We start from the raw sequence: 25,186 nt of genomic DNA, 5'->3' as shown, positions 1-25,186 counted from the left end.
CGCTCTATCTGCTGATGAGTTCCTACACCTATCTGCGCGTGGCAACGGCGGGCGTGCATCGCCTGTCCTATGGCGGCATGGGCGCGACGGAGTTCCGCATTCTCGTCGCGGCCTGGAGCCTCTTCGCCTGCTGGCTCGGCCCGCAGGTGGTGGAGGCGCGGCTGTGGCGCTTCTCCATTCTCGATGTGACCATCGGAACGATGTCGGCCATCGCCTTCGCATTGTTCGTCCTGATGGTGCGTCAGGATCTGTCGCGGATGGACCGCGACGACGACCATGAATCGGCGACCATCCACCGCCTGCCGACGCGCCGCTCCGCGGCCGAGCCGGCTGCGGCCGAGCCCGCGCGCGAGCTTCCCAGCGCCTCGGCCGGCTAAAGGCGACGGAACAGGACGGCAGGCTCGGTTTTGACGGCGCATCAGATTTTCCAAGGCGACGACCTTTGCCGGGGTGACGACCTGCGGCGCGAGCGAGAGCTTGCGGCGGGGCTTGCTTTGGCGGACTCGCGCCCCAAATGCGTCGTGAGAGCGGCGCCTCCGGCGCCGGCGCAATGGAGCCTATCGACGTTTTGGCTATGACGAGCGACATGCGTGATATCGCCCTCGTCACCGGCGCGAGCGGTTTCATCGGAGGGGCCGTCGCCGCCCTGCTGCACGAGCAGGGCTTTCGCGTGCGCGCTTTCGTCCGGCCGACCAGCCCGCGCGCCAATCTCCGCCCGCAATATGAGATTTTCGAAGGCGATGTGACCGACCGCGAGAGCCTGCGCGCCGCGCTCACGGGCGTGCGCTATCTCTTCCATGTCGCCGCCGACTATCGCCTCTGGGCGCCCGATCCCCGCGTCGTCATGCGCACCAATCTCGACGGAACGCGCATCGTCATGGAGGAGGCTCTGCGCGCCGGCGTCGAGCGAATCGTTCATACGAGCAGCGTCGCGACGCTCGCGCCCGACGCCTCCGGCCTCTGCGACGAGACGCGTCGGCTCGCGGTCTGCGACCGGCTCGGCGCTTATAAGCGCAGCAAGCTCCTATCTGAGCGGCTCGTCGAGGATATGGTGGAGCGGCTGCAGCTGCCGGCCATTATAGTAAATCCCTCCGCGCCGCTCGGCCCAGGCGACGTCCGCCCGACGCCGACCGGCCGCATCGTCCTCGAGGCGATGCGCGGCAATATGCCGGCCTATGTCGACACCGGCCTCGCCGTGGTGCATGTCGCCGATGTCGCCGTCGGCCATCTCGCCGCTCTGCGCCAGGGGCGAATCGGCGAGCGCTATATTCTCGGCGGCGAGAATGTGGAGCTCTCCGAGCTGCTCGCCGAGGTGGCGACTCTCATCGGCGGCCGTCCGCCGCGCATGCGTCTGCCGCGCTGGCCGCTGCTGCCGCTCGCTCACGCCAATGAGGCGTTGGCGCGCCTCACAGGCCGTGAGCCTTTCCTCAATGTCGAGAGCCTGCGCCTCTCGGCGACGACCATGTTCTTCGACGATTCGAAGGCGCGCCGCGAGCTCGGCTATCGTTCGCGTCCCTATCGCCATGCGCTCGCCGATGCGGTCGAATGGTTCGGCGCGCGCGCCGCCGAGACGCGCGAGGCGCCGTCCGGCGCCCGCCGCGCGCCGGGTGGAGCGCCCGGCGAATAGGCGCTTGCGCGCGGCCGCGCGACGGGGCAATTCTCCGCGCGTGGCAGTTTTCATGACGAGCGTCGGATGATCATCGATCGGCGTCCGCCCGCGCGCGGAGCGGGACGGCGCGTGCTGTTCCTCATGCGTCTCGCTGCATCGGCGGCGGCGCTCTTATTTCCCGAGGCGGCTTTCCCGCAGGCGGCTCCTGGCTTCAATCTCTGCGTGCAGCCGGGGTCGCCCCCCTGCGTCTTCATGTCCGGCCAGCCGGCCGAAGCCTGCGGGGCAGAGGTCCAGGCCTATATCGCCTCGGTGTTCCATTATCGCGAATGTCTCGCCAAGGAGAGCGAGCGCGTGATTCGGGAATCCAACGACATTATCGACCATTGGCGATGCCGCGAGCGGGGCGAGCGGTGCCGCAAATGACGCGGCCCGTGGTCTATGACGTCACGCGACTCGTCACGCGCGCGCTCAATCCGACGCCCAATGGGATAGATCGGGTCGATTTCGCGCTGGCGCGGCATTTTCTCGCCGCCGGCGACAGCGTTGCGCTGGCCACTGCGGCGCTGGGGCCGCGGCTCGCCTCCGCGAAAGAGGCGCTGCAGACGCTCACCGACATAGAGACCTATTGGAACGAGTTTCTCGATCCGCGCGAGGACGCGGTGTTCGAGCGGCTCGTCGCGGCGCTCGGCGAAGCGCCTTCCGGCCAGCTCGGTGCGGCGCGGATTCGGCGGCGCGGATGGGGCGTCGTCCCGGAAAACTGGCGCGCCATGCGCCGCTGGGCCTTTCGCCTTGGCCGGCCCCCCTCCGAAGCGCCGAGGGACGCCATCTATGTGAACGCCAGCCAGTTCCCGGTCGACAAGAATTGGCATTTGCGCTGGCTCGAGTCCCGGCCGGACGTGAAGCCCGTGTTCTTCGTGCATGATCTGCTGCCGCTCGAGGCGCCGGAGCTTTTTCGCCCGGCGGAGCGCGACAAGCATCGCGTCGCCATGGGCAATATCTCGCGGCTTGCGGCGGGCGTCGTCGTCGGCTCGCAGGCGGTCGGGCGCCGCGTCGCCGATTTCGCACGCGGCCAGGGCAGGGCCGATCTGCCGATCTGCCTCGCCGGACTGCCGGTCGCTCCCGCCTTCGAGACGAAGGCGGCCGTCGATTCGCGCCTCGCTGATAAGACTTATTTCGTGCTCTGCGGGACGATCGAGCCGCGCAAGAATCACATGCTGCTGCTCAATGTCTGGCGCGAGCTCGCCGAGCGCGACGGGGAGGCGACGCCCAAGCTCGTCCTCGTCGGCAAGCGCGGCTGGCACAATGAGAATGTGCTCGACATGCTGGAGCGCTGCACGGCGCTGCGGCCGCATGTGATCGAGGTCTCAGGCCTGTCGACGCCGGCGTTGCGGGCTCTGCTCGCCGGCGCGAGGGCCGCGCTCGCGCCCTCTTTCGCGGAAGGATTCGGCCTGCCCATCGCCGAGGCCGCCGCTTGCGGCGCGCCGATCATCGCCTCTGACATAGAGACGTTTCGCGAGATCGCCGACGATACGCTCGATTATATCGATCCGCTCGACGGTCTCGGCTGGCGCGACGCCATTCTCGACTATAGCGCCCCCGATTCTCCGCGCCGCGCCGCGGCCTCGCGTCGAATCAAGGGATTCCCGCGCCGCGATGCGGCTTCTTTTTTCGAGACGATCGACGAATTCCTCCGCGCTTTGTGAGCGCCGCCGCTCCCGCGGCGCGGCGCGCCTTGCCGGAGCGGCGGCGGTTTCCTATTAAGGTCGAACAAAGGCCCACCAGCGAAAGAGAGGCGTCGATGACGGACCCTTCGAGCCCGCCGAAATGGAAGCGGGTCGTCGTCAAGCTCTCGGGCGAGGCGCTGATGGGCGACGCCCCGCACGGGCTGCATGCGCCGACATTGGAGCGCATCGCCAAGGATCTCGCCGCTTCCGCCGCGCTCGGCGCGCAGATCGCGGTCGTCGTCGGCGGCGGCAATTTCTTTCGCGGCATTCAAGGCGCCGACAAGGGCATAGAGCGCGCCCGCGCCGATTCGATCGGCATGCTGGCGACGGTGATGAACGGGCTCGCGCTCGAGCAGGCGATAGAGGCGCAGGGCCGCCAGGCGCGCGCGCTCTCGGCCGTGCCCATGCCCTCGCTCCTCGAATCCTATTCGCGGCGCGCGGCGCTGCATCATCTCGCCAAGGGCCGCGTCGTCATCGCCGCCGGCGGCACGGGCCTGCCTTTCTTCACCACCGACACCCCCGCCGTGGTGCGCGCCGCAGAGCTCTCGGCCGACGCCGTGCTGAAGGCGACTCAGGTCGATGGCGTCTACACCGCCGATCCCAAGCGCGACCCTTCGGCGCGGCGCTATGAGCAGCTGACCCATGACGAGGCCATCGCCAAAAACCTCGCCGTGATGGACACCGCCGCCTTCGCTCTTGCTCGCGAGAACAAGATTCCCATAATCGTCTTCTCCATCGCCGAGGCGGGCGCGATCCGCGCGGTGCTGGAAGGACGAGGGCGGGCCACCCATGTCGTTCCTTAGAGGACGACGCGCTCGGAATGCGGCCGGTGATTTCCGCCTCGGCGGATTATGTTCTATGAAACGCTCTGACCCCTGAGCCGGCGCGGCCCGCTCGTTCGAACCGACAGAACTTCACGAATAGGCAAAGTTTCCTATGGCTCAGACTTTCGATCTGCCCGAACTGAAACGCCGCATGCAGGGCGCGCTGGCGACCCTCAAGCACGAGCTCGGCGGGCTTCGCACCGGACGCGCTTCGGCGAGCCTGCTGGAGCCGATTCACGTCGAGGCCTATGGCCAGGCGACGCCGCTCAACCAAGTGGCGACGATCAGCGTGCCGGAATCGCGCATGCTGGCCGTGCAGGTGTGGGACAAGGGCCTCGTCGGCGCCGTCGACAAGGCGATTCGCGATTCGAATCTCGGCCTCTCGCCGACGATCGAGGGTCAGGTGCTGCGCATTCGCACGCCCGAGCTCAACGAGCAGCGCCGCAAGGAGCTGGTCAAGATCGCGCATAAATATGCCGAGGATGCGCGCGTCTCCGTCCGGCATGTGCGCCGCGACGGCCTCGACACATTGAAGAAGCTGCTGAAAGACCACGCTCTGCCCGAGGATGACGCCAAGCGTCACGAGGCCGAGGCGCAGAAGGCGACCGACGAGTCGGTGCGCGAGATCGACACCATTCTCGCGCAAAAAGAAAAAGAGATCATGCAAGTTTGATTTGTCTTTTCGATTTTCACGAGACGCCGGCCGGTCCGGTTCGAGCTCTCGAGTATGGCGCGGAACAAAAAAAATGGGAGACGGTGGAATATTGGAGCTGGGAGCGCCGGCCTTGGCGCCGAGATCCGCGCCGCGTCATGTCGCTTTGATCATGGACGGCAACGGTCGCTGGGCGGCCGCGCGAGGCCTGCCGCGATTCGAGGGTCACAGGCGTGGCGTCGACGCCCTGCGCAAGACAGTGCGCGCGGCGATCGAGCTCGGAGTGGATTATCTGACGGTCTATTCCTTTTCTGTGGAAAATTGGTCGCGTCCGCCCGAGGAGGTGCAGAGCCTGCTCGCGCTGCTGCATCGATTCATCCGCAATGATCTCGCCGAGCTGCAGGGCAATAATGTCCGCGTGAAGGTCATCGGCGCGCGCGAGGATCTCGCGGCCGAGATCGCCGCGCTCTTGCGCGAGGCCGAGCAGACGACCGCCGCCAACACCGGCCTCACCCTCGTCGTCGCCTTCAATTATGGCGCGCGGCAGGAGATCGCCGCGGCGGCGCGCGCGCTCGCCGAGGAGGTCGCCGCCGGTCGGCTGCGCCCGCAGGACGTAGACGCCGAGGCGATCGCCCGGCGCCTCGACACAGCGGACATGCCCGATCCGGACCTCATCATCCGCACCAGCGGCGAGCAGCGCCTGTCCAATTTCATGCTGTGGCAGGCCGCCTATGCGGAATTGCTGTTCGTGCCTGTCCATTGGCCGGACTTCAGCCGGGCGGATTTCGAGGCTGCGATCGACGAATATGCGCAGCGTGATCGGCGGTTCGGCGGCCTTGCGCCGGTCGATCGCAGAGCGAAGACCGCTTCATGAGCGAGCCTTCCGAGCCGCCCGCCGCCAAAGCCGGCGCGAAGGGCGGGCAATTCTCCGATCTCGGCCCCCGCATCGGCTCGGCGGCGGCGCTGATCGCGACCGCGGTTGTCGCGCTCTATGTCGGCGGCGACGCCTTCGCGCTGTTCTGGCTGCTCGCCGGCTTCGCCGTCTCCTGGGAGTGGCAGAGCATCGTCGGCGGCAAGATGGCGCTCGCGCGCTTCGCGCTCGGCGGCGCCTCGCTCGCCGGAGCGACGGCCTTCGCCGCCCATGGAGCCGGCCCGGCCGCGCTGGCCTCGCTCGTCTTCTTCTCGGCGATTCTCTCGATGCTGGCGGGGCCAGGGCGCAGGCTGTGGGCTCCGGCCGGGCTCCTCTACGCGGGCTCGCTGATCGTTTCCACCAATGTGCTGCGCCATTCTCCGGATTTCGGCGCCATCTCCATCGCCTGGCTGTTCGCCGTCGTCTGGGGCACCGATGTGATGGCCTATTTCGGCGGAAGGCTGATCGGCGGGCCGAAGCTGTGGCCGCGCGTCTCGCCCGGCAAGACCTGGTCGGGAACGCTGGTCGGCCTCGCCAGCGGCGCGCTCGCCGGAGTCGGCGTCGTCTATCTCAGCCGCTGGAGCGCGGCGGCGACCCTGCCGTTGTTTTTCGTCGGCATTGTCGCGGCGGCGCTGGCGCAGGCGGGGGATCTCTTCGAATCCTGGATCAAGCGCCGTTTCGGCGTGAAGGATTCGAGCCGGCTCATCCCCGGCCATGGCGGCGTGATGGATCGCGTCGACGGCTTCATCTTCGCCAGCGCCTTCGCGGCCATGCTCGGCGGTTTGCGCGGTCAGGAGTCCCTGGCCGCCGGCATTTTCATCTGGTAGGCGGCGTCACATGACGACAGGGACAGGATCGGAGCAGCTCGGGACACGGTCGCGCGGGCGGCCGCCGAAGCGAATCGCGCTGCTCGGCGCGACCGGGTCGATCGGGCGCTCCACCGTCGATCTGCTGATGCGCGACCCGGAAGGCTATTCCGTCGCGGCGATCGCCGGCGGGCGCGACCATGCCGCCCTGGCGCGGACCGCGCTGGCGTTGAAGGCCGAATTCGTCGCCATCCGCGACGAGGACGCCTATGCGGCGCTGAAAGAGGCGCTCTCCGGCACCAATATTCAGGTCGCCGCCGGACGCGAGGCCGTGATCGAGGCCGCGACGCGCGAGGCCGATCTCGTGGTCTCGGCCATCGTCGGCGCCGCCGGCGTCGAGCCGACCCATGCGGCGCTCACGCTCGGCCGCGTCGTCGCCCTCGCCAATAAGGAGTGCCTCGTTTGCGCCGGCGCGCCCTTCATGCGCACGGCGCATGACAAAAAGGCCAGGCTGCTGCCCATCGACAGCGAGCACAACGCCATTTTCCAGGCGCTCGGCGGCGAGGACGTCTCGCGAATCGAGAAAATGACCATCACCGCCTCCGGCGGCCCGTTCCGCACCTGGACCAGGGAAGCGATCGAGGCCGCGACGGTGGAGCAGGCGCTCAATCATCCCAATTGGGCGATGGGGCCGAAGAACACGATCGATTCGGCGAGCCTGATGAACAAAGGCCTCGAGCTGATCGAGGCGCATCATATTTTCGCCGTGCCGGCGGAAAAGCTCGACGTCATCGTGCATCCGCAATCCATCGTGCATGGGCTCGTCAGCTTTTCCGACGGCTCGGTCACGGCCGGGCTCGCCCGCCCGGACATGCGCGTGCCGATCGCTCATTGCCTCGCCTATCCCGAGCGAATCGAGACGCCTGCGCCGCGGCTCGATCTCGTCGCCCTCGGCGCGCTCACTTTCGAGAAGCCCGATCTCGGGCGTTTTCCGGCGCTCGCCCTCGCGCTCGACGCGCTGCGCGAGGGCGGGGGCCTGCCCACGGTGCTCAACGCCGCCAATGAGATCGCTGTCGAGGCGTTCCTTTCCGGCCGCATCGGCTTCTCCGGAATCGCCCGTGAGGTCGAGAAAGCTTTGGAGGCCGCGCTCAAGGACGGCACGGCGCGTGAGCCCTCCACCGTTGAGGACGCCCTCGATATTGACCATATTGTGAGAGAAAGATCGCGCGGCGCCTTGGCGATGAACCAGGCTTCGGGCATGTTAACGCTTCAGTAACCAAGAGGGCGAGGCCGCGTGGCGGACTCTTGGTGAGTAGCGTTTGCCAGGAGTATCGCTTTGCTGGACTTGCTCATGACGATCCTCATCTATGTCGTCCCCTTCGTCTTTGTGCTGACGATGGTGGTCTTCTTCCACGAGCTCGGCCATTTCCTCGTCGGCCGCTGGTGCGGGGTCAAGATCGACGCTTTCTCGATCGGCTTCGGGCCAGAGCTCTGGGCCTTCCACGATCGCTATGGCACGCGCTGGCGCGTGGCGGCGATTCCGCTCGGCGGCTATGTGAAGTTCCACGGCGACGCCAATGGCGCCAGCGTGCCCGATCCCGAGCGCATCGAAGCGATGCCGGAGGAGGAGCGCAAGGTCACTTTCTTCGGCCAGCCGGTGTGGAAACGCGCCGCGATCGTGGTGGCCGGGCCGCTCGCCAATTTCGTGCTGGCGATCGTCATCTTCACGCTTCTCTACGCCTCCTTCGGCCGCAATGTCCTGCTGCCCAAGGTCGCCGCCGTCCAGGCGGGCGGCGCCGCCGAGCAGGCCGGCTTCCAGAAGGGCGATCTCGTCCTCACCATAGACGGCGAGCCGATCGACAGTTTCGGCAAGATGCAGGAGATCGTCTCCGCCTCCACCGGCAAGCCGCTCAGCATCGTCGTCCGCCGCGCCGGCGAGGATGTGTCGCTGCAGGCGACCCCGCAATTGCGGGAGATCGAGACCGCGCTCGGCAAGACCAAGATCGGCATGATCGGCCTGCAGGCGAGCTCGGACCCCGCCGACCAGCGCGAGGAGCGCTTCGACGTCGGCCAGTCCTTCGTCCTCGCGGTCAATGAGACCTGGACGATCATCGGGCGGACCGCCTCCTATCTCGGCGGCCTCGTCGTCGGCCGCGAGGCGACCGACCAATTGTCCGGCCCGATCGGCATTGCGCAGGTCTCCGGCCAAATGGCCAAGGCGATCGACAAAGTGGGCGTCGGCCCGCTGTTCAATCTCATCGCGATCCTGTCGATCTCGATCGGCCTGCTCAATCTTGCGCCGGTGCCGCTCCTCGACGGCGGACATCTGCTCTTTTATCTGATCGAGGCCGCGCGCGGCCGCGCGCTCGCGGAACGTACGCAAGAATACGCGTTCCGAGTCGGGCTCGCCATGGTGTGCACCTTGATGGTGTTCTCCACCTATAATGACCTCGCCAGGTTGCTGCGCCGCTTCACCGGCGCAGGGGTCGACTGACCAGCTTCGTGTCTCGTCCTTTTCTCCCCACTGAAATTCGGGGCGAATTGGTCGAGACCGGCGGTTATGACCGCTTTTCGCCATCATTCTGGGGAGGATCGCTCATGGGACTCGCGGCCTGCGCCGCGGGTTCCCGACGTTAACGCGACGCTGACCATAAAAAGTGGCTTCGCGGCAACGGGCCGGGCAAAACGGGGAAACTCGTGGCGTTCGGCATTTGCAGTAAACGGTAAACCTTGTAGAAGGTGAACATCGGATCGGACGGCGTGCGGTAGCGTGCGTGCGTTGTCCCAGTTCGTGAGCCGCGCCGCTTTCGGCGGGCGACGGCGCGACGAGGACTTAGGATTGACAATGCGGTCCATCGAGGCTTTTCGGAATCGTTCCTATCTCTTGGCAGCCGTGGTATCGGCGGTCCTCGGCTTCTCTCTTCCTTCTTTTGCTCAGGATATCGTCGTCGTCGGCAACGCCCGCGGCGATTCCGACGTGATCCGCTCCTATTTCTCCGGCACCAGCCCGGAGGAGGTCGAGAAGGGGCTCGAAGCGCTGCGCAACAGCGGCCGCTTCGCCAATGTGAGCGCCACCCACGAGAAGGGACGCGTGGTCATCCACGTGTCGGAGACCAATCTCATCAATCGCGTCGTCTTCGAGGGCAACAGCAAGGTCAAGACCGACACGCTGACCTCGGAAGTGCGCACGCGCGCGCATGGCTCCTTCAATCAGACCGTCGTGCAGCAGGACATTGCGCGCCTGCTCGAGATCTACAAGCGCTCGGGCCGCGCCGCCGCCAAGATCACCTATCGCACCGTGCAGCTGCCCAATGGCCGCATCGATGTGGTGTTCACGGTGGAGGAGGGCGACAAGACCGGCGTCAAGGACATCAAATTCGTCGGCAACACCGTCTACTCGACCGGGCGGCTCGTCGATCTGATGGAAACGACGGAGATGAACTTCCTGTCGTTCATCAAGACGAGCGACGTCTACGACCCCGACCGCATCGCCTCCGACCTCGAATTGGTGCGCCGCTTCTATCTGAAGAATGGTTACGCCGACTTCCATGTCGTCAGCTCCGACGCCGTGTTCGATCCGGCCCAGGGCGGCTATGTCATCACGGTCGTCGTCGAGGAGGGGCCGCAGTATCGCGTCTCCAATGTCGACGTCGAATCGCATCTGCCCGATATCGATCCGGCTTCTCTGCAGCCCTATCTGCGTCTCTCGCCCGGCGACGTCTATAATGGCGACGCGGTGGAGAAGACGGTCGAATCGCTGACGCGCGAGATCGCCAAGAAGGGCTACGCCTTCTCGCAGGCGCGCCCGCGCGGCGAGCGCAATCCCGCCGCTCAGACGGTGGCGATCCGCTTCGTCGTCGACGAGGGTCCGCGCGTCTATATCGAGCGCATCAATATTCGCGGCAACACGCGCACGCGCGATTACGTCATTCGCCGCGAGTTCGAGATCGGCGAGGGCGACGCCTATAATCGCGTGCTGATCGATCGCGCCGAACGTCGTCTCAACGGCCTCGGCTTCTTCAAGAAGGTCCGCGTCACCAACGAGCCGGGCTCGGCTGCCGATCGCGTTGTCGTGAATGTGGACGTCGAGGATCAGGCGACCGGCAATTTCGGCGTGTCGGGCGGCTATTCGACGACGGAAGGCTTCATCGGCGAAGTTTCCGTGTCGGAGAGCAACTTCCTCGGCCGCGGCCAGGCGACGCGCCTCTCGGTGCAGGCCGGCCAGCGCGCCCGCGGCGTGTCCTTCAGCTTCACCGAGCCTTACTTCCTCGATCAGCGATTCTCGGCGGGCTTCGATCTCTTCGCAAAGAAGTCGGACGCCTATAATTACTCCTACTACAGCACGACCTCGATCGGCGGCACGCTGCGCTTCGGCATTCCGATCACCGACGAGGTCAGCCTTTCGCCGCGCTATTCGATCTACACCACGACCATCTCCATCCCCAACGACAGCAACCGGCCCTACAACGACTGTCAGGTGCCGCTGCCGGGCTATACGCCGGGATATGGGTATATCTACGCGCCGACGCAGGCCGATCTCAGCATTCTCTACAATTGTCAGTCCAATGGCGAGGCCTCGCTGGCCATCAAGGAATCGGTTGGAACACGTCTGACCTCGCTCGTCGGCTACACGCTGGCCTATAATTCGCTGGATAACTTCCGTAATCCGAAGAACGGCATCCACTCGCAGCTGTCGCAGGACATCGCCGGCCTCGGCGGGGACAGCCGCTACGTGCGCACGACGGGCGATCTGCGCTATTTCCACGAGATTCCTTTCGTGGACGATGTGGTCGGCATCGCGCGCGTGCAGGGCGGCAATATGTTCGCGCTCGGCGACTATAAGATGCGAGTGATGGACAATTTCAATCTCGGCCCGACGTTGGTGCGCGGCTTCGCGCCCGGCGGCCTCGGCCCGCGCGATATTTCCAATTGGACCAGCTCGCGCGGCAACTCGCTCGGCGGCAGCAATTATATCGGCGGCTCGCTCGAGGTGCAGTTCCCGATCTGGGGGCTGCCGAAGGACATCGGCCTGCGCGGCGCGCTGTTCGCCGACGCCGGCACGCTGTGGGGCTACAAAGGCCAGACCAACTTCAGCGATTCTTTGTATGGCGTCGCCAACCTGCCCTGCGTCTATCCCTACACTGCCCCCACCTATGGCCAGGGCTCTTGCATCACCGTCTCGGGTGACAAGGCGCAGATCCGCTCCTCGGTCGGCGCCTCGGCGCTGTGGCAGTCGCCGCTCGGGCCGATCCGCTTCGACTATGCGGTCGTGCTGTCCAAGGCCTATGGCGACATTACGCAGCGCTTCCGCTTCTCCGGCGGCACTAATTTCTAAACGCGTCGCGCTGGCGCGCGACCGACACAGCGACTAGAATTTGCGATCCCCGAGCGGCGAGACCCGCTGCTCGGGGATCGTTTTCGTCGAGGACGCCGGAATGGCCTCGGGCCGGCCGGCGTTCTCCTTGCGTTTTTCGTCCCGGCCGCGGCCGGGCGCGACGGGGAGGAGCGAGGCATGGGCGCCGCCGGGTTTTTCCGCCTCGACCGGCCGCTGACGCCGGCGGAGGTCGCCGAGATCGCGGGCGCGCGTCTTCACGAGGCCGGATCGGGCGTGCAGGAAATCATTGTCGGCGTCGCACCGCTCGATCTGGCGCGTCCGGGCGAGCTCGCCTTCTATGATCGCAGACGCTATGCGCTGGCGCTGCGCCTCTGCCGCGCCACGGCCTGCCTGCTGCGCGCGCGCGATCTCGACTCACTGCCGAGCGGCGTCATTCCGCTGGTGACGTCCGAGCCGCACAAAGCCATGGCGAGAGTCATGGCGCGGCTGTTTCCCGATGCGCTGCGGCCGCAGTCGCTATTCTCGGCGAGCGGCGTCTCGCCCGGCGCGATCATCCACCCGACGGCGCGGCTGGAGCCGGGCGTCTCGGTCGACCCCGGCGCCGTCATCGGCCCGCGCGCGGAGATCGGCTCGGGCAGCGTGATCGGCCCGCAGGCGGTGATCGGCCCGGATGTGCGCATCGGGCGCGACTGCTCCATCGGCGCCAATGTCAGCGTCATTTGCGCGCTCATCGGCGACCGCGTCATCCTTCATCCGGGGGCGCGGCTCGGCCAGGATGGCTTCGGCTTCGCGCTTTCGCCGGAGGGGCATGTGAAGGCGCCGCAGATCGGCCGCGTCATCGTGCAGGACGATGTGGAGATCGGCGCCAATACGACGATCGACCGGGGCGCGACGCGCGACACCATCATCGGGGAAGGGACGAAGATCGACAATCTGGTCCAGATCGGCCACAACGTGGTGATCGGCCGCGGCTGCGTCATCGTCGCGCAATCGGGACTTGCCGGCTCCTGCGAGCTCGGCGACTTCGTCGCCCTGGGCGGCCAATCGGCGATCGGCGGCCATATCACCATCGGCGAGGGCGCGCAGATCGCCGCCAAATCCGGCGTGACCCGCGACGTGCCGGCCGGCGCGCGCTGGAGCGGCGCGCCGGCGCGTCCCGTGCGGCGCCATTTGCGTGGCGAGCTTCTGCTCGATCGTCAATCCCGCCGCGAGGCGAGGTAAACCGGCGCCAGACGCCGGAGGAATGAGAGACGGGCCGGCGGGAGAGAGACGCCCGGACCCGGAGGGGAGAAAAGAAAATGAGTGAAGAAACAACGGCCGACGCGCCGGAAACCCTCGGCGTCCATCAGATTTTGGAGCTGCTGCCGCACCGTTATCCGTTTCTGCTCGTCGATCGCATCATCGATATTCGCGGCGACGAGAGCGGCGTCGGCCTGAAGAACGTCACTTTCAACGAGCCTCAGTTTCAGGGCCATTTCCCCGAGAATCCGGTGTTTCCGGGCGTGCTGATGGTGGAGGCCATGGCGCAGACGGCGGGCGCCATCGCTGCTCGCATGCAGCCGAAGGGCTCGACTCGCAAGGTCTTCTTCACGACGATCGACAAAGCGAAATTTCGCCGTCCGGTGACGCCCGGCGACCGTCTCGAGTTCCATGTCGTCAAAAAGGCCCGCAAGCGCAACATTTATTGGTACGCCTGCCGGGCGCTGGTGGATGGCGCGCTGGTCTGCGAGGCGGAGCTGAGCGTGATGATCGGCGCCTGAGCGCCGCCGCATCGCCCGGATGGGCCTCATGACATCGAGCGCGCGCATCCATCCTTCCGCTGTCGTCGAGGCCGGCGCGCGCCTCGGCGAGGGCGTCGTCATCGGGCCATTCTGCCATATCGGCGGCGAGGTCGAGCTCGGCGCCGGGGCGCGCCTCCTCTCGCATGTGGTTTTGGCTGGGCGCACGCGCATCGGCCCGGATGCGGAAATCCACCCTTTCGCCGCGCTCGGCGCCGCCGCGCAGGATTTGAAATCCCGCGGCCTGCCGGGGGCGCTCGTCATCGGCCGCGGCTGCCTCGCGCGCGAGGGCGTCACCATCAACGCCGGAACGCCAGCGGGCGGCGGCGAGACGCGCATCGGCGACGATTGCGCCTTTCTCGCCTATTCCCATGTCGGCCATGATTGCGCGATCGGCGATGGCGTCGCGCTCTCCAATAATGTGCTGCTCGGCGGCCATGTCCGCATCGGCGATCATGCGGCGATCGGCGGCGCGACGGTCGTGCATCAGCGCGTGCGCATCGGAGCGCATAGTTTTGTCGCCGGCCTCTCGGGCCTCGAGGGCGATCTCATTCCCTATGGTCTCGCGGGCGGCAATCGCGCGCATTTGTTCGGCCTCAATCTCGTCGGCCTGCGCCGGCGCGGTTTTTCCGACGCCCGCCTCGCCATATTGCGCGAGGCATTTCGCTGTTTGTTCCCGCAGGAGACGGGCGCGGAGGTGCTGGCCGCGCGCGTCGAAACCGTCGCTCGGGATTTCGCCGGCGCCGAGGATGTGGAGGCGCTGATCGCCTTTTTGCGGGCCGAGCGGGAGCGGCCGCTCTGCGCGCCGCGCCCGGCGCGGGGCTAGGGCGGTGGCAAGGCCGGGCCATGTGTTTCTCATTGCCGGGGAAGCCTCCGGCGATCTCCTCGGCGCGCTGCTGATGCGCGCGCTGCGCGCCCAGCAGCCGGACATTCGCTTTTCCGGCGTCGGCGGCGAGGCGATGGCGCGCGAAGGGCTCGCGAGCCTGTTCCCGCTCGGCGATATCGCCGTCATGGGCCTGGTTCCTGTGCTGCGCCTCCTGCCCAGGCTGCTCGAGCGCATAGAGCGAACAGCGCGCGCGGTCGTGGAGGCGCAGCCCGATTGCCTCGTGCTCATCGATGCGCCGGACTTCACTCATCGCGTCGCGCGGCGGGTGCGGCGCGCGCGGCCCGAGCTGCCGATCCTCGATTATGTGAGCCCGACCGTCTGGGCCTGGCGGCCGGGACGGGCGAGGGCCATGCGCGCCTATGTCGATGAGGTGCTCGCTGTGCTGCCTTTCGAGCCGGCGGCGCATCGGCGGCTCGGCGGCCCGGCCTGCGTCCATGTCGGCCATCCGCTGCTCGATTGCCTCGAGGCGTTCACGCCATCCGCCGCCGAGCTGGCGGCGCGCGAGGGGGAGAGGCCCCTGCTGCTGGTCCTGCCGGGCTCGCGCCGCGCCGAGGTCGCGCGGCTCATGCCGGCTTTCGGCGAAACATTGGCGATGCTCGCCGCGCGTTGTGGGCCGCTGGACGTCGGCCTGCCCGTCGTGCCGCATGTCGCGGAAGAAATCGAAGCGCGCCTCGCCGGCTGGCCGCTGCGGCCGCGGCTCCTTTCGCAGGAGGAGAAGCCGGCGGCTTTCCGCCGGGCGCGCGCGGCGCTGGTCGCCTCGGGCGCGGCGACCTTGGAGCTGGCGCTCGCCGGCGTTCCCATGGTCGTCGCCTATAAGGTCGCGCCGATCGAATGGCCGCTGCGCGTGCTCATCAGCGTCGACAGCATCGTGCTGCCCAATCTGGTGCTCGGCGAGCGGCTCATTCCCGAATTTCTGCAGCAAGGCGCGGAGCCCATGGCGCTCGCGGCGGCGCTGGAGCCGCTTCTGCGCGGCGGCGCCGAGCGCGCGGCGCAATCGAGCGGTCTTGCACGCGTGCGCGAGCGTATGCTGGCGGATGGGCGCAGCCCGAGCGCGCGCGCCGCTGAGCGCGTGCTCGCATGGATGGACGGACGGGCGCACGGCTGAGCGGCGCAAATAAAATAGGGGAGGCCGCGCTTCCGGACGCGTGACCTCCCCGCAATATGTAAAACGTATCGACCAGCAACAACGCTCGAGCATTAGCTCCGCTCCGCCGCCGCTGCATCCCCCATTTGGGATAGATCGCGCAAAGTTCGCGAGTAGAGCCTCGTCGTAACCGTCTCGTCCTGCTCTTTCGGGAGCGAATAACGCCGTCTCGAGCTATTCCTGACGCTTGCCGCCGCTGTCGGCCAGCTCATTGGAAAAATACTCTCCCGTCGACGTGAACAAATGACAGGCGCTCTCGTCGAGACGGAAAGTGAAAGCGACGCAGGCGTCTTCTTCGCGGCAGGCGGCCTCGCAGGCCTCCGGACCTTCGACGGACGCCGTCTTATAGCCGGCGCCGGGGAAGGCCTTGGAGGGGTAGCGCTCCATGGCGAGCGCGCCGGAGGGCGCGCGTGGGAGGCGCATATCCTCGCGTAAGCCGCTGGTCATGCGCGGATTGAGCGTGAAAGCGACGGCCGCGGATTTGAGGCGGCAGATGCGATTCCAGCGATCGAAGGAATAGGCCCGGCAATCGGCGCGGCCGCGGCAGGCGGCGACGCAGGCGGGCTGATCGAGCTTGCGCAAAGTGGCGAGCGTCGGCCCCACGAGGTCGCGATTGTCGAAGCCGCGAAAAGCGGCGGGCTTTTGCAGGCCGATGACGGCGGACGGAAGCCGCTCGGGCTCCTCCTCCGGCGTGAGCGCTGCGGCTTCCGAGACTTCGGCTTGCGGCGCATTTTGCGGCAAAGCGGCGATCGGCTCTTTCGCCGGCGGCTCGGACGGCGCTCGCACGACAGGCGCCGGGCTGCTCGGCGCTAGAGAACCATCCGAGCCGGCTGGATCGGATGGTTCTCTCGCATTCTTTCGTTGGAGCGAACTCTGATCGATCGAACGATTCCGTTCGATCGGAAAGCGCTCGACCGCGTCGATCTTGGCGCGCGCGAGCTCAGGATCGGCGGCGATCGCGCGCGCGATCACATAGGACTTGTCCTCGCGCAGCAGCGCCGCGAGCGCCTCCTCGCGCGCCCGGCTCGCCGCGAGGTCGCCGAGCGCCGCGCGGGCGCGCATTTCCAGCTCGCTCGCGGAGGCGTCCAGATGCGCGAGCGCCGCGCGCAGCTCGGGCGGCGTCGCCGCCGATCGCCGCGCCCATTGCGCCGCGCCGATGATGGCGGCGAAAAGGACGAGCGCTGTGACGAGAAGGGCGCGCCCGCGGCGGCGTGGCGCCGGAGGCGCGGCGGCGAGAGCGGCCGCCGTCTCCGCCGCCCTTTGCGCGGCGCGTCGTTGAGCCTCGGCGAGGCGCTGCTCCAATTCCTGGATATGGCGGGCGCCTTCGTCGAGGCGCTGCTCCAGCTCCTGCGATCGCGCATCGGCTTCGGAGCTTTCGCTCGGCGGGCTCGGCGGCTCCAGCCGCCGCGCGCCGCGCTCCAGCCAGATCTCGAACAGTGTGGAGAGGTTCGGCTTGGGCGTGGAAATTCCGCGCCTCTCGCGATCGAGCCAGGCGTCGAAATCGCGGGCGAAAGCGGCGAGCACATTGTCGATCGTCGTCTGCTCACGCGCGGCGCGCTGCTCGTAATGCCGGCGCGCGTCGCGCAGCATCGTCGCGCATTCCTCGTGATATTGCGCCTCGACCTCGTCCCATGAACGTCGCGCGTCGGGGGCGCTCGCCTCGCGCCGCGCCAAATCGTTCACAGCCCCCATCGTCGTCTCCCGCTTCGTGCTCTCGGCCGCTGCGCGGTCGTTCGATCACGTTCGGTTTCTAATACGGATTTGCAGCGCTCGTCCAAATCATGCGCCGTCGTCGCGGCGGCGACGACGGAGTTCACGGCCGGTCCCTTGGGACACGGGGGATTTTGCCGCGCGCGGGGCGGGGGCGTTTCGCTCATGACGAATGATCCGATCATGGCGAATCGCGCAAGATGCGATTCTGCGATTCGCCGGGGCTGAAATCGATGATTGAAACGCAGTGACCAAAAGCACGCGCAGGGCGAAAAATGATTGCGTGAATCGAGAGGCGAACGTCGCCATTGGCGGCGACGAACATGTCAATTTCGAGTCGCGCGCTCGTTCCCGTGCAACTTACGGAAAAGCCGGCGCCGGCAGCTCGATGATCACGCGCGCAGGACGGCGCGGCCGGAGCGAATGGCGGAGACGATGCGAACGACGATCTCCGAGCCCGCGCGGCTGCGCGCATCGAATTCCGTCGCCGCCTCCGGGGTCAATATGTCGAGATAGGACTCGGCGACGCGCAGCTTCTCGCTCATCGTGGGATCGACATAGCCGAGCGCGAAAGAGAGCGCGGGCGTGCGACCGGCGACGACGGTCGCATGATCGTCGGTGACGAGATGGCTCGCATAGAGCGAGCCGCCGATCTCGCAGCGGCCGGCGCTCGAGCTGTTGAAGACCGCGCCTTCCACGCGCAGATCGCCGCGCACCACCACCTCGGCGCCGCCGAGCGTGACCGTGCGCGCTCTGAGATTGCCGCGCGCCAGCACGAAGGCCGCCGAGCCGTCGAAGGAATTATCCATGAGATCGCCGTCGATCGTCATATCGCCATCGACGACGAGCCCCGCGATCTTGTCGCACCACATCCATTGATAGAGCTCTATGTCGCCGACATAGGCGAAATCGCCCGCGCAATAGGCGATGCGGAAAGAGGAGAGATCGAAGAGGCCGAGGCTGATCTCGCGATCGAAGCGCAGCTTCTGGCGCGCCTCCTCGAAAGAGAGCAATTCATAGGACCCCGTCTCGATCATTTCCGCCTCCTCGTTTGGTGAGGAGACAATGGCGGGAGCGGAGCCGGAAAGCTGTGCGTGAGCGCACAAGACGTTTCGGCCTTCGCATCCTGGACGCGAAGGCCGCGGAGTAGATGATATCAGCGCTTGGACATGGGCAGATAGTCGCGCTGCTTCTCGCCCGTGTAGAGCTGGCGCGGACGGCCGATCTTGGAGCCCGGATCCTCGATCATCTCTTTCCACTGCGCGATCCAGCCGACCGTGCGCGCCACCGCGAAGAGCACGGTGAACATTGTGGTCGGCAGGCCCATCGCCTTCAGCGTGATGCCGGAATAGAAGTCGATGTTCGGATAGAGCTTCTTCTCGATGAAATATTCGTCGTGCAGAGCGATGCGCTCCAGCTCGATCGCCACATCGAGCAGATCGTCCTTCACGCCGAGCTCGGCCAGCACCTCGCGCGTCGTGCGCTGCATGATCTTGGCGCGCGGATCGTAGTTCTTGTAGACGCGATGGCCGAAACCCATCAGGCGGAACGGGTCGTTCTTGTCCTTCGCCTTGGCGATATAGATCGGAATGCGGTCCGGCGTGCCGATCTCGGCGAGCATCTTCAGCACCGCCTCGTTGGCGCCGCCATGCGCCGGACCCCACAGCGAGGCGATGCCGGCCGCGACGCAAGCGAAAGGATTGGCGCCGGACGAGCCGGCGAGACGCACGGTGGAGGTGGAGGCGTTCTGCTCGTGATCGGCATGCAGCATGAAGAAGCGGTCGAGCGCCCGCGACATCACCGGATTGACCTTATATTCCTCGCAAGGAACGGCGAAGCACATGCGCAGGAAGTTCGACGTATAGTCGAGGTCGTTCTTCGGATAGACGAAGGGCTGGCCGATTGAATATTTATAGGCCATGGCCGCGAGCGTCGGCAGCTTCGCGATCATGCGCGTCGAGGCGACCATGCGCTCGACCGGATCGGCGATATTGGTCGAGTCGTGATAGAAGGCCGAGAGCGCGCCCACCGACGCCACCATCACCGCCATTGGATGCGCGTCGCGGCGGAAGCCCTGGAAGAAGCGCGCCATCTGCTCATGCACCATTGTGTGGCGCGTGATGCGATAGTCGAAATCGGCCTTTTGCGTCGCCGTCGGCAGCTCGCCATAGAGCAGCAGATAGCAGGTCTCGAGAAAGTCTCCGTGCTCGGCGAGCTGGTCGATCGGATAGCCGCGATAGAGGAGAACGCCCTCATCGCCGTCGATATAAGTAATCTTCGACTCGCAGCTCGCCGTGGAGGTGAAGCCCGGGTCATAGGTGAACATGCCCGTATCGCCGTAGAGCTTGCGAATATCGGCGACGCTGGGGCCGATCGTTCCCTCCATGATCGGCAGGCTCACGGTTTTCTCGCCGGTGTGAAAGGACGCTTCTTTTTTCGTCATGGCCCCACCTTCTCGCGTTATCCGTGTAATTTCGCGGCGCTTCGGCGAAGCGCCGCAGCATTTTTTACGCCACGCCCGAGCCGCGCTTTCCCCCGCGGCTCGACCTCGCCAGCGAAAACGTCCGAGCGCGGGCGCTCCTGCGCCCATGGGCCGCCGCGCCCGCTCGATCAAACGTAAATCGCTTTAAATTCAAACCCTCCTGCGAATGGGCGGCGGAATTGCGTCGGTCGCCGCGCCGTTGCGGCGCATGCGCAGCGGGCGGGGAGAGGCAATGCGGCGCATATGGTCGAGCAGAGGAGCTCTTGTGCGTTGCACAAACTATAGCATCCCGCGCCTGCGGTTCAAGCGAGTTACGCCGCCTGGTCGCGCAGTCGGCCGAGGCTCTCCTCCTTGCCGAGGATGGCCAGCACGTCGAAAATGCCGGGCGAGGTGGTGCGCCCGGTGAGCGCGGCGCGAAGCGGCTGCGCCAGATTGCCTAGCTTGACGCCCTGCGCCGCGGCCGTCTCGCGCACGATATTCTCGGTCGCAGCGGCGCTCCATTCCTCCAGCGCGGCGAGCTTTTCCGTCAGCGCGGCGAGATGCGCCTTCGCCGCCGGCGACAGCAGCGCGGCGGCCTTGGCGTCCAGTGTCAGCGGCCGCTCGGCGAAGAGGAAGCCCGAGCCGTCGACCAGCTCGTTGAGCGTCTTGGCGCGCGCCTTGAGGCCGGGCATGGCCGCGGCGAGCTGCGCCTTGCGCTTGTCGTCGAGCTTGGCGGCGAGCGCCGCGCCGCCCTCGAGATAGGGCAGCGTCGCGATCAGCGCCTCGAGCAGCTCGGAATCCTCGCTGCTGCGCAGATAATGGCCGTTCATATTCTCGAGCTTCACGAAATCGAAGCGCGCCGGCGAGCGATGAATGCTCTCGAGATCGAAAGCCTCGATCATCTCCGGCGTCGTGAAGAACTCGCGGTCGCCCTGGCTCCAGCCGAGGCGCAGGAGATAGTTCCGCAGCGCCGTCGGCAGATAGCCCATGCCGCGATAGGCGTCGACGCCGAGCGCGCCATGGCGCTTCGACAGCTTGGCGCCGTCCGGCCCGTGAATGAGCGGAATATGGGCGAGCTTGGGCGTCTCCCAGCCGAGCGCCTCATAGATGTGCTTTTGCCGCGCGGCGTTGGTGAGGTGATCGTCGCCGCGGATGATCTGCGTGACGCCCATATCGTGATCGTCGACGACGACGGCGAGCATATAGGTCGGCGCGCCATCGGAGCGCAGCAGCACGAAATCGTCGATATCCTTGTTCGGAAACACGACGCGGCCCTGCACGGCGTCCTCGATCACCGTCTCGCCGTCCTGCGGAGTCTTCAGCCGAATGACCGGCGCGACGCCCGCCGGCGCCTCGGACGGATCACGATCACGCCAGCGTCCGTCATAGCGCGGCGGACGACCCTCGGCGCGCGCCCTCTCGCGCATCTCCTCCAGCTCCTGCGCGCTGGCGTAGCAGCGATAGGCCTTGCCCTTGGCGAGCAGCTCCTCGGCGATCTCGCGATGGCGCGGCGCGCGCGCGAATTGATAGGTGACGTCGCCGTCCCAATCGAGGCCCAGCCAGCGCATGCCGTCGAGAATGGCGTCTATGGCGCCCTGGGTGGAGCGCTCGCGGTCGGTGTCTTCAATGCGCAGCAGGAAGCGCCCGCCGTGACGCTTGGCGTAGAGCCAATTGAACAGCGCCGTGCGCGCGCCGCCGATATGGAGGAAGCCGGTGGGAGAGGGGGCGAAGCGCGTGACGACCTGAGACATGAGCGCGGCTGACGATTCCTGAGAATTTAGAGTGGAGGCCCGTCTAGCACGGTGTGGGCCAGGGGGGAACTGCGGGGGGACGGAGGCTCCCTGGCCTCGGCGTCCGACTGATGGCGCAATGGGCTCGCAAGATGGCGATGTCGATTTTTATCTTCGGCTATATCAAATATTTGAGAGCGCCTTCACCTGTCGGCGACCTTCAATGCTCCTTGCAACTCTTCCGCCCGCGCCCCACATCTCGCGCCGCATGATCCGCGGCTGCGCCGAAGGCGCGGCGCCGCATGCTCCCGGCGGAATGCGCCTGGGAGAAAAGGCTTTGAACCGCGCATTCCGCTCAACCATGAGCAAATGAGATGTTTCCCCTCGATTATCCTCTGACGCCGTTCTGGCAGACGAGCCTTCTCGTCGCCGGAGCGGTCGGATTTCTGCTGCTTCTCGCGCTCGTCGGCGGCGCCGTTCGCTATATTCCGAACGATCGGCTCGGCGTTTTGGAGAAGCTGTGGAGCTTTCGCGGCTCGGTCAGCGAAGGCTTCATCGCGCTCAAAGGCGAGGCGGGCTTTCAGCCCGATGCGTTGCGCGGCGGCTTTCATTTCTTCGTGCCCTTCCAATATCGCGTGCATCGCGTGCCGCTGGTCTCCATTCCGCAGGGACAGATCGGCTATGTCTATGCGCGCGACGGCGCCGCGCTCGCGCCGGAGCAGACGCTTGCGTCGAATGAAAAAGCCTCCGATTTCGAGGATGTGCGCGGCTTTCTCGTGCAGGGCGGGCAGAAGGGGCCGCAGCGCAAGATTTTGCGCGAGGGCGTCTACGCCATCAATCTCGCGCAATTCGTCGTGCTGACGGCGGCGCGCAATTACGCGGTGGCGCTGTCGCCCAATGACAATGAGCTGTTCGCGCGCACGGCGGCGATCATCGGCGCGCGCCACGGCTTCGAGCCTATCGTCATCAAGGACGAGCAGGACGTGCTCGGCGTCGTCACCGTGCATGACGGTCCGGCGCTGCGCGAGGGCGAGATCATCGCGCCTTCCGTCGGCGGCGAGGCCTCCGATCCGTGCTTTCACAATAATTTCCAGAATCCTGAAGCCTTTTTGCGCGCCGGCGGCTTTCGCGGGCGTCAGCATCAGGTGCTCGTCGACGGCAGCTATTACGTCAATCGCCTGTTCGCGACGGTGGAACTGGTTTCGAAGACGATCGTCGACGTCGGCACGGTCGGCGTCGTCGTGTCCTATACGGGCGCGAGCGGCGTCGATATTTCGGGCGACGATTATCGCCATGGCGAATTGGTCGCGCCAGGCTGTCGTGGCGTGTGGAGCAAGCCGCTGCTGCCCGGCAAATACGCCTTCAACACTTACGCCGGAAAAGTCATCGCCGTGCCGACGACGAATTTCGTCCTGAAATGGACGGCCGAATCGACCGGCCCGCATCGTCTCGACGAAAATCTCTCGGAGATCGCGCTCATCACCAAGGACGCTTTCGAGCCTTTGATGCCGCTCTCCGTCGTCGTCCATATCGACTATATGAAAGCGCCGCTGGTGGTGCAGCGCTTCGGCGACGTCAAGCGGCTCGTCGAGCAGACGCTCGATCCGATGGTCTCGGCCTATTTCAAAAATATAGGCCAGACCAAGACGCTCATCCAATTGCTGCAGGAGCGCAGCGACATTCAGAGCCGCTCCAGCGAGGAGATGCGCGCCAAATTCGCCGCCTATAGTCTCGATCTGCAGGAGGTGCTGATCGGCACGCCGCGCGCCGACAAGGAGCGCGGATCGTCGGCGATCGAGTCGATATTGGCGCAGCTGCGCGAGCGGCAGATCGCGGTCGAGAAGGTGGAGACCTATCGGCTGCAGGAGGCCGCCGCGGCGCAGGAGCGCAGCCTGCGCGAGAAGCAGGCGCTCGCCGAGCAGCAGGCCAATATCACGGCGTCGTCGCTCGCCATTCAATTGCGCGAGAACGAAGGCAAGGCGCGCCTCGCGCAGACGCGGCAGGAGGCGGAGACGATCCAGGTGACGGCGAAAGCCAACGCCGAGCGCGCCCGCGTCGAAGGGCAGGGCGAGGCGGATCGCATTCGCGCCATCGGCTTTGCCGACGCCGAGAAGATCAAGGCCGTCGGCCTCGCCCAAGCGGAGGCGACGGAAAAGCAGGTCGCCGCCTATGGCGGGCCAGAGTATCAGCTCAACTCGACCGTGCTGCTGCGCTTCGCCGAGGCGATCGAGAATGGCAAGCTGCCGCTCGTTCCCGGCATTGTCGTCGGCGGCGGCGACGGCCGGGCCAATGGCGGCGGGCTCGTCGAAATGCTGCTCGCCATGCTGGTCGCCGAGAAGGGAGAGGCGCGAAAGGGGCTTCCCCCGGCGTAACATCGGGGAATGCGCTCGCGTATAGACCGTGAGCGGGCGGCGGCCGTGGCGTCGCCGCCCGTTTCTCCCGGGCCTTCGCGGACCCTGAACAACAGAGGATTTCACCCATGAAACTGCGCTTCGCCGCCGCGTTTTGTTCCGTCGCGCTTCTCGCCACGCCGCTTTTCGCCGCCGAGAAGCACGCTTTCACGCCGCAAGGCTTCGAGGCGGCGCAAACGGCCGGCAAGCCGATCCTCGTCGAGATTCACGCGCCCTGGTGTCCCACCTGCAAGGCGCAGCAGCCGATCCTCGAGAAGCTCGGCAAAGATCCCAAATTCGGAACGCTGCAGGTGTTCGAGGTCGATTTCGACAGCCAGAAGGACGCGCTGCGCAGCTTCCGCGCGACGACGCAGAGCACGCTCATCGTCTTCAAGGGGAAGAGCGAGACCGGCCGCTCGGTCGGCGACACCAGCGCCTCTTCGATTGGAGCGCTGCTCGACAAGGCGCTGTGATGACGGTCGATCTCGCGGGAGCGAGCCTCGCCTTTCTGGCGGGGCTGTTTTCCACGCTCTCGCCCTGCGTGCTGCCGCTGCTGCCGATCATTCTCGGCGCCGCGGCCTCCGAGCACAAGCTCGGGCCGGCGGCGCTGGCGCTCGGCGTCGCCTCCTCATTCGTCGCCATCGGCCTGTTTCTCGCGCTCATCGGCTTCGGGGCGGGGATAGACGGCGATAGTCTGCGCTTCGGCGCGGCGCTGCTGATGGTGGCGCTGGGCGTGCTGCTGGCGGCGCCGGCGCTGCAAGTCAGGATCGCCGCCGCCGGCGGGCCGCTCGCCGATTGGATCGAGCGGCGCTTCTCCGGCTTCTCGACCCATGGGCTGCGCGGCCAATTGGCGCTCGGCCTGCTGCTCGGCGCGGTGTGGAGCCCCTGCGCCGGGCCGACTCTGGGCGCCGCCTCGCTGCTCGCGGCGCAGGGCCAAAACCTCGGCCAGGTCGGGCTGGTGATGGCGTTCTTCGGGCTCGGCGCCGGCCTGCCTCTGGTCGCGCTCGGCTCCGTCTCGCGGGGGCTGACCATGCGGTTGCGGAATTCGCTGCTCGTCGGCGGCAAATGGGGCAAGGGCGCGCTCGGCGCAACGCTCGCCTCCATCGGCCTCATGATCGCCACCGGGCTCGACAAGCCGCTGGAGGCGGCCCTCGTCGCCGCCTCGCCGGAATGGCTGACCGGCCTGACGACGCGTTTTTGATCGTCGCGGCGCTCGCGCGCTCGGTG

Annotated in this window: 22 protein-coding genes and 1 pseudogene; 18 read left to right on the top strand and 5 right to left on the bottom strand. The window is 66.6% G+C overall.

The features are described from left to right. From A1351_RS25405 to lpxB, 15 genes and pseudogenes are all read left to right on the top strand, one after another. A pseudogene (locus A1351_RS25405) lies at positions 1–377 on the top strand (hypothetical protein); the annotation flags it as partial. A 209-nt stretch (positions 378–586) separates the two neighbouring features. Then, positions 587–1,627 (top strand): hopanoid-associated sugar epimerase, encoded by a 1,041-nt coding sequence (gene hpnA, locus A1351_RS14565; protein ID WP_348625816.1) that lies wholly within the window; start codon positions 587–589, stop codon positions 1,625–1,627. A gap of 66 nt (positions 1,628–1,693) precedes the next feature. Beyond that, the gene (locus A1351_RS14560) at positions 1,694–2,032 is read left to right on the top strand and encodes a hypothetical protein (RefSeq protein ID WP_024879814.1); all 339 of its coding nucleotides are present in this window, start codon (positions 1,694–1,696) and stop codon (positions 2,030–2,032) included. Further along, positions 2,029–3,312 (top strand): glycosyltransferase, encoded by a 1,284-nt coding sequence (locus tag A1351_RS14555; protein WP_024879815.1) that lies wholly within the window; start codon positions 2,029–2,031, stop codon positions 3,310–3,312. The genes A1351_RS14560 and A1351_RS14555 overlap by 4 nt, the downstream gene beginning before the upstream one ends. Positions 3,313–3,407: 95 nt before the next feature. Continuing rightward, positions 3,408–4,136 carry a UMP kinase gene (pyrH, locus tag A1351_RS14550; RefSeq protein WP_024879816.1) on the top strand — a complete coding sequence of 243 codons (729 nt, stop codon included), beginning with the start codon at positions 3,408–3,410 and terminating at the stop codon, positions 4,134–4,136. Between the two features lie 133 nt (positions 4,137–4,269). Beyond that, positions 4,270–4,830, top strand: coding sequence for a ribosome recycling factor (gene frr, locus A1351_RS14545; protein WP_024879817.1), 561 nt, complete (start codon positions 4,270–4,272; stop codon positions 4,828–4,830). Positions 4,831–4,903: 73 nt separating this feature from the next. After that, on the top strand, positions 4,904–5,683 hold the full coding sequence (locus A1351_RS14540) for an isoprenyl transferase (RefSeq protein ID WP_024879818.1): 780 nt from the start codon (positions 4,904–4,906) through the stop codon (positions 5,681–5,683). After that, a complete protein-coding gene (locus tag A1351_RS14535) occupies positions 5,680–6,546 on the top strand; it encodes a CDP-archaeol synthase (protein WP_024879819.1) in 867 nt (288 codons plus the stop codon). Before A1351_RS14540 ends, A1351_RS14535 begins: the two co-directional genes overlap by 4 nt. Positions 6,547–6,556: 10 nt before the next feature. Next, on the top strand, positions 6,557–7,801 hold the full coding sequence (gene dxr, locus A1351_RS14530) for a 1-deoxy-D-xylulose-5-phosphate reductoisomerase (protein WP_024879820.1): 1,245 nt from the start codon (positions 6,557–6,559) through the stop codon (positions 7,799–7,801). 75 nt (positions 7,802–7,876) lie between these two features. Next, entirely contained in the window at positions 7,877–9,019 is a 1,143-nt protein-coding gene (gene rseP / locus A1351_RS14525; protein WP_024879821.1) for an RIP metalloprotease RseP, read from the top strand. 351 nt (positions 9,020–9,370) lie between these two features. Further along, positions 9,371–11,860, top strand: a complete 2,490-nt coding sequence (gene bamA / locus A1351_RS14520) for an outer membrane protein assembly factor BamA (RefSeq protein ID WP_024879822.1) — start codon at positions 9,371–9,373, stop codon at positions 11,858–11,860. Between the two features lie 177 nt (positions 11,861–12,037). After that, on the top strand, positions 12,038–13,081 hold the full coding sequence (lpxD, locus tag A1351_RS14510; RefSeq protein ID WP_064033343.1) for a UDP-3-O-(3-hydroxymyristoyl)glucosamine N-acyltransferase: 1,044 nt from the start codon (positions 12,038–12,040) through the stop codon (positions 13,079–13,081). 77 nt (positions 13,082–13,158) lie between these two features. After that, entirely contained in the window at positions 13,159–13,620 is a 462-nt protein-coding gene (gene fabZ / locus A1351_RS14505; protein ID WP_024879824.1) for a 3-hydroxyacyl-ACP dehydratase FabZ, read from the top strand. A gap of 28 nt (positions 13,621–13,648) precedes the next feature. Then, positions 13,649–14,464, top strand: coding sequence for an acyl-ACP--UDP-N-acetylglucosamine O-acyltransferase (gene lpxA / locus A1351_RS14500; RefSeq protein WP_064033347.1), 816 nt, complete (start codon positions 13,649–13,651; stop codon positions 14,462–14,464). Between the two features lie 22 nt (positions 14,465–14,486). Then, the gene (lpxB, locus tag A1351_RS14495; RefSeq protein WP_083967340.1) at positions 14,487–15,629 is read left to right on the top strand and encodes a lipid-A-disaccharide synthase; all 1,143 of its coding nucleotides are present in this window, start codon (positions 14,487–14,489) and stop codon (positions 15,627–15,629) included. A gap of 213 nt (positions 15,630–15,842) precedes the next feature. On the opposite strand, the gene A1351_RS14490 is transcribed toward lpxB, so the two are convergent. The 5 genes from A1351_RS14490 to gltX form a co-directional block, all read right to left on the bottom strand. Then, positions 15,843–17,351, bottom strand: coding sequence for a PAN/Apple domain-containing protein (locus A1351_RS14490; RefSeq protein ID WP_064033341.1), 1,509 nt, complete (start codon positions 17,349–17,351; stop codon positions 15,843–15,845). Between the two features lie 208 nt (positions 17,352–17,559). Next, entirely contained in the window at positions 17,560–17,703 is a 144-nt protein-coding gene (locus A1351_RS24795; RefSeq protein WP_157096318.1) for a hypothetical protein, read from the bottom strand. 67 nt (positions 17,704–17,770) lie between these two features. After that, positions 17,771–18,415 carry a hypothetical protein gene (locus tag A1351_RS14485; RefSeq protein ID WP_064033340.1) on the bottom strand — a complete coding sequence of 215 codons (645 nt, stop codon included), beginning with the start codon at positions 18,413–18,415 and terminating at the stop codon, positions 17,771–17,773. A 119-nt stretch (positions 18,416–18,534) separates the two neighbouring features. Further along, positions 18,535–19,821, bottom strand: a complete 1,287-nt coding sequence (gltA, locus tag A1351_RS14480; protein ID WP_024879829.1) for a citrate synthase — start codon at positions 19,819–19,821, stop codon at positions 18,535–18,537. A 350-nt stretch (positions 19,822–20,171) separates the two neighbouring features. Further along, positions 20,172–21,590 carry a glutamate--tRNA ligase gene (gene gltX / locus A1351_RS14475; RefSeq protein WP_064033339.1) on the bottom strand — a complete coding sequence of 473 codons (1,419 nt, stop codon included), beginning with the start codon at positions 21,588–21,590 and terminating at the stop codon, positions 20,172–20,174. 353 nt (positions 21,591–21,943) lie between these two features. Here gltX and A1351_RS14465 point away from each other — a divergent pair, with 353 nt between their 5' ends. From A1351_RS14465 to A1351_RS14455, 3 genes are all read left to right on the top strand, one after another. Next, positions 21,944–23,941 carry an SPFH domain-containing protein gene (locus A1351_RS14465; RefSeq protein WP_024879832.1) on the top strand — a complete coding sequence of 666 codons (1,998 nt, stop codon included), beginning with the start codon at positions 21,944–21,946 and terminating at the stop codon, positions 23,939–23,941. Positions 23,942–24,048: 107 nt separating this feature from the next. Beyond that, positions 24,049–24,432 carry a thioredoxin family protein gene (locus A1351_RS14460; RefSeq protein WP_024879833.1) on the top strand — a complete coding sequence of 128 codons (384 nt, stop codon included), beginning with the start codon at positions 24,049–24,051 and terminating at the stop codon, positions 24,430–24,432. After that, entirely contained in the window at positions 24,432–25,160 is a 729-nt protein-coding gene (locus A1351_RS14455; RefSeq protein WP_024879834.1) for a cytochrome c biogenesis CcdA family protein, read from the top strand. Before A1351_RS14460 ends, A1351_RS14455 begins: the two co-directional genes overlap by 1 nt. Positions 25,161–25,186 lie beyond the last annotated feature (26 nt).

This window comes from Methylosinus sp. R-45379, assembly GCF_001644125.1.
Classification (GTDB): Bacteria; Pseudomonadota; Alphaproteobacteria; order Rhizobiales; family Beijerinckiaceae; genus Methylosinus.
This window is presented reverse-complemented; position numbering and strand designations above follow the sequence as displayed.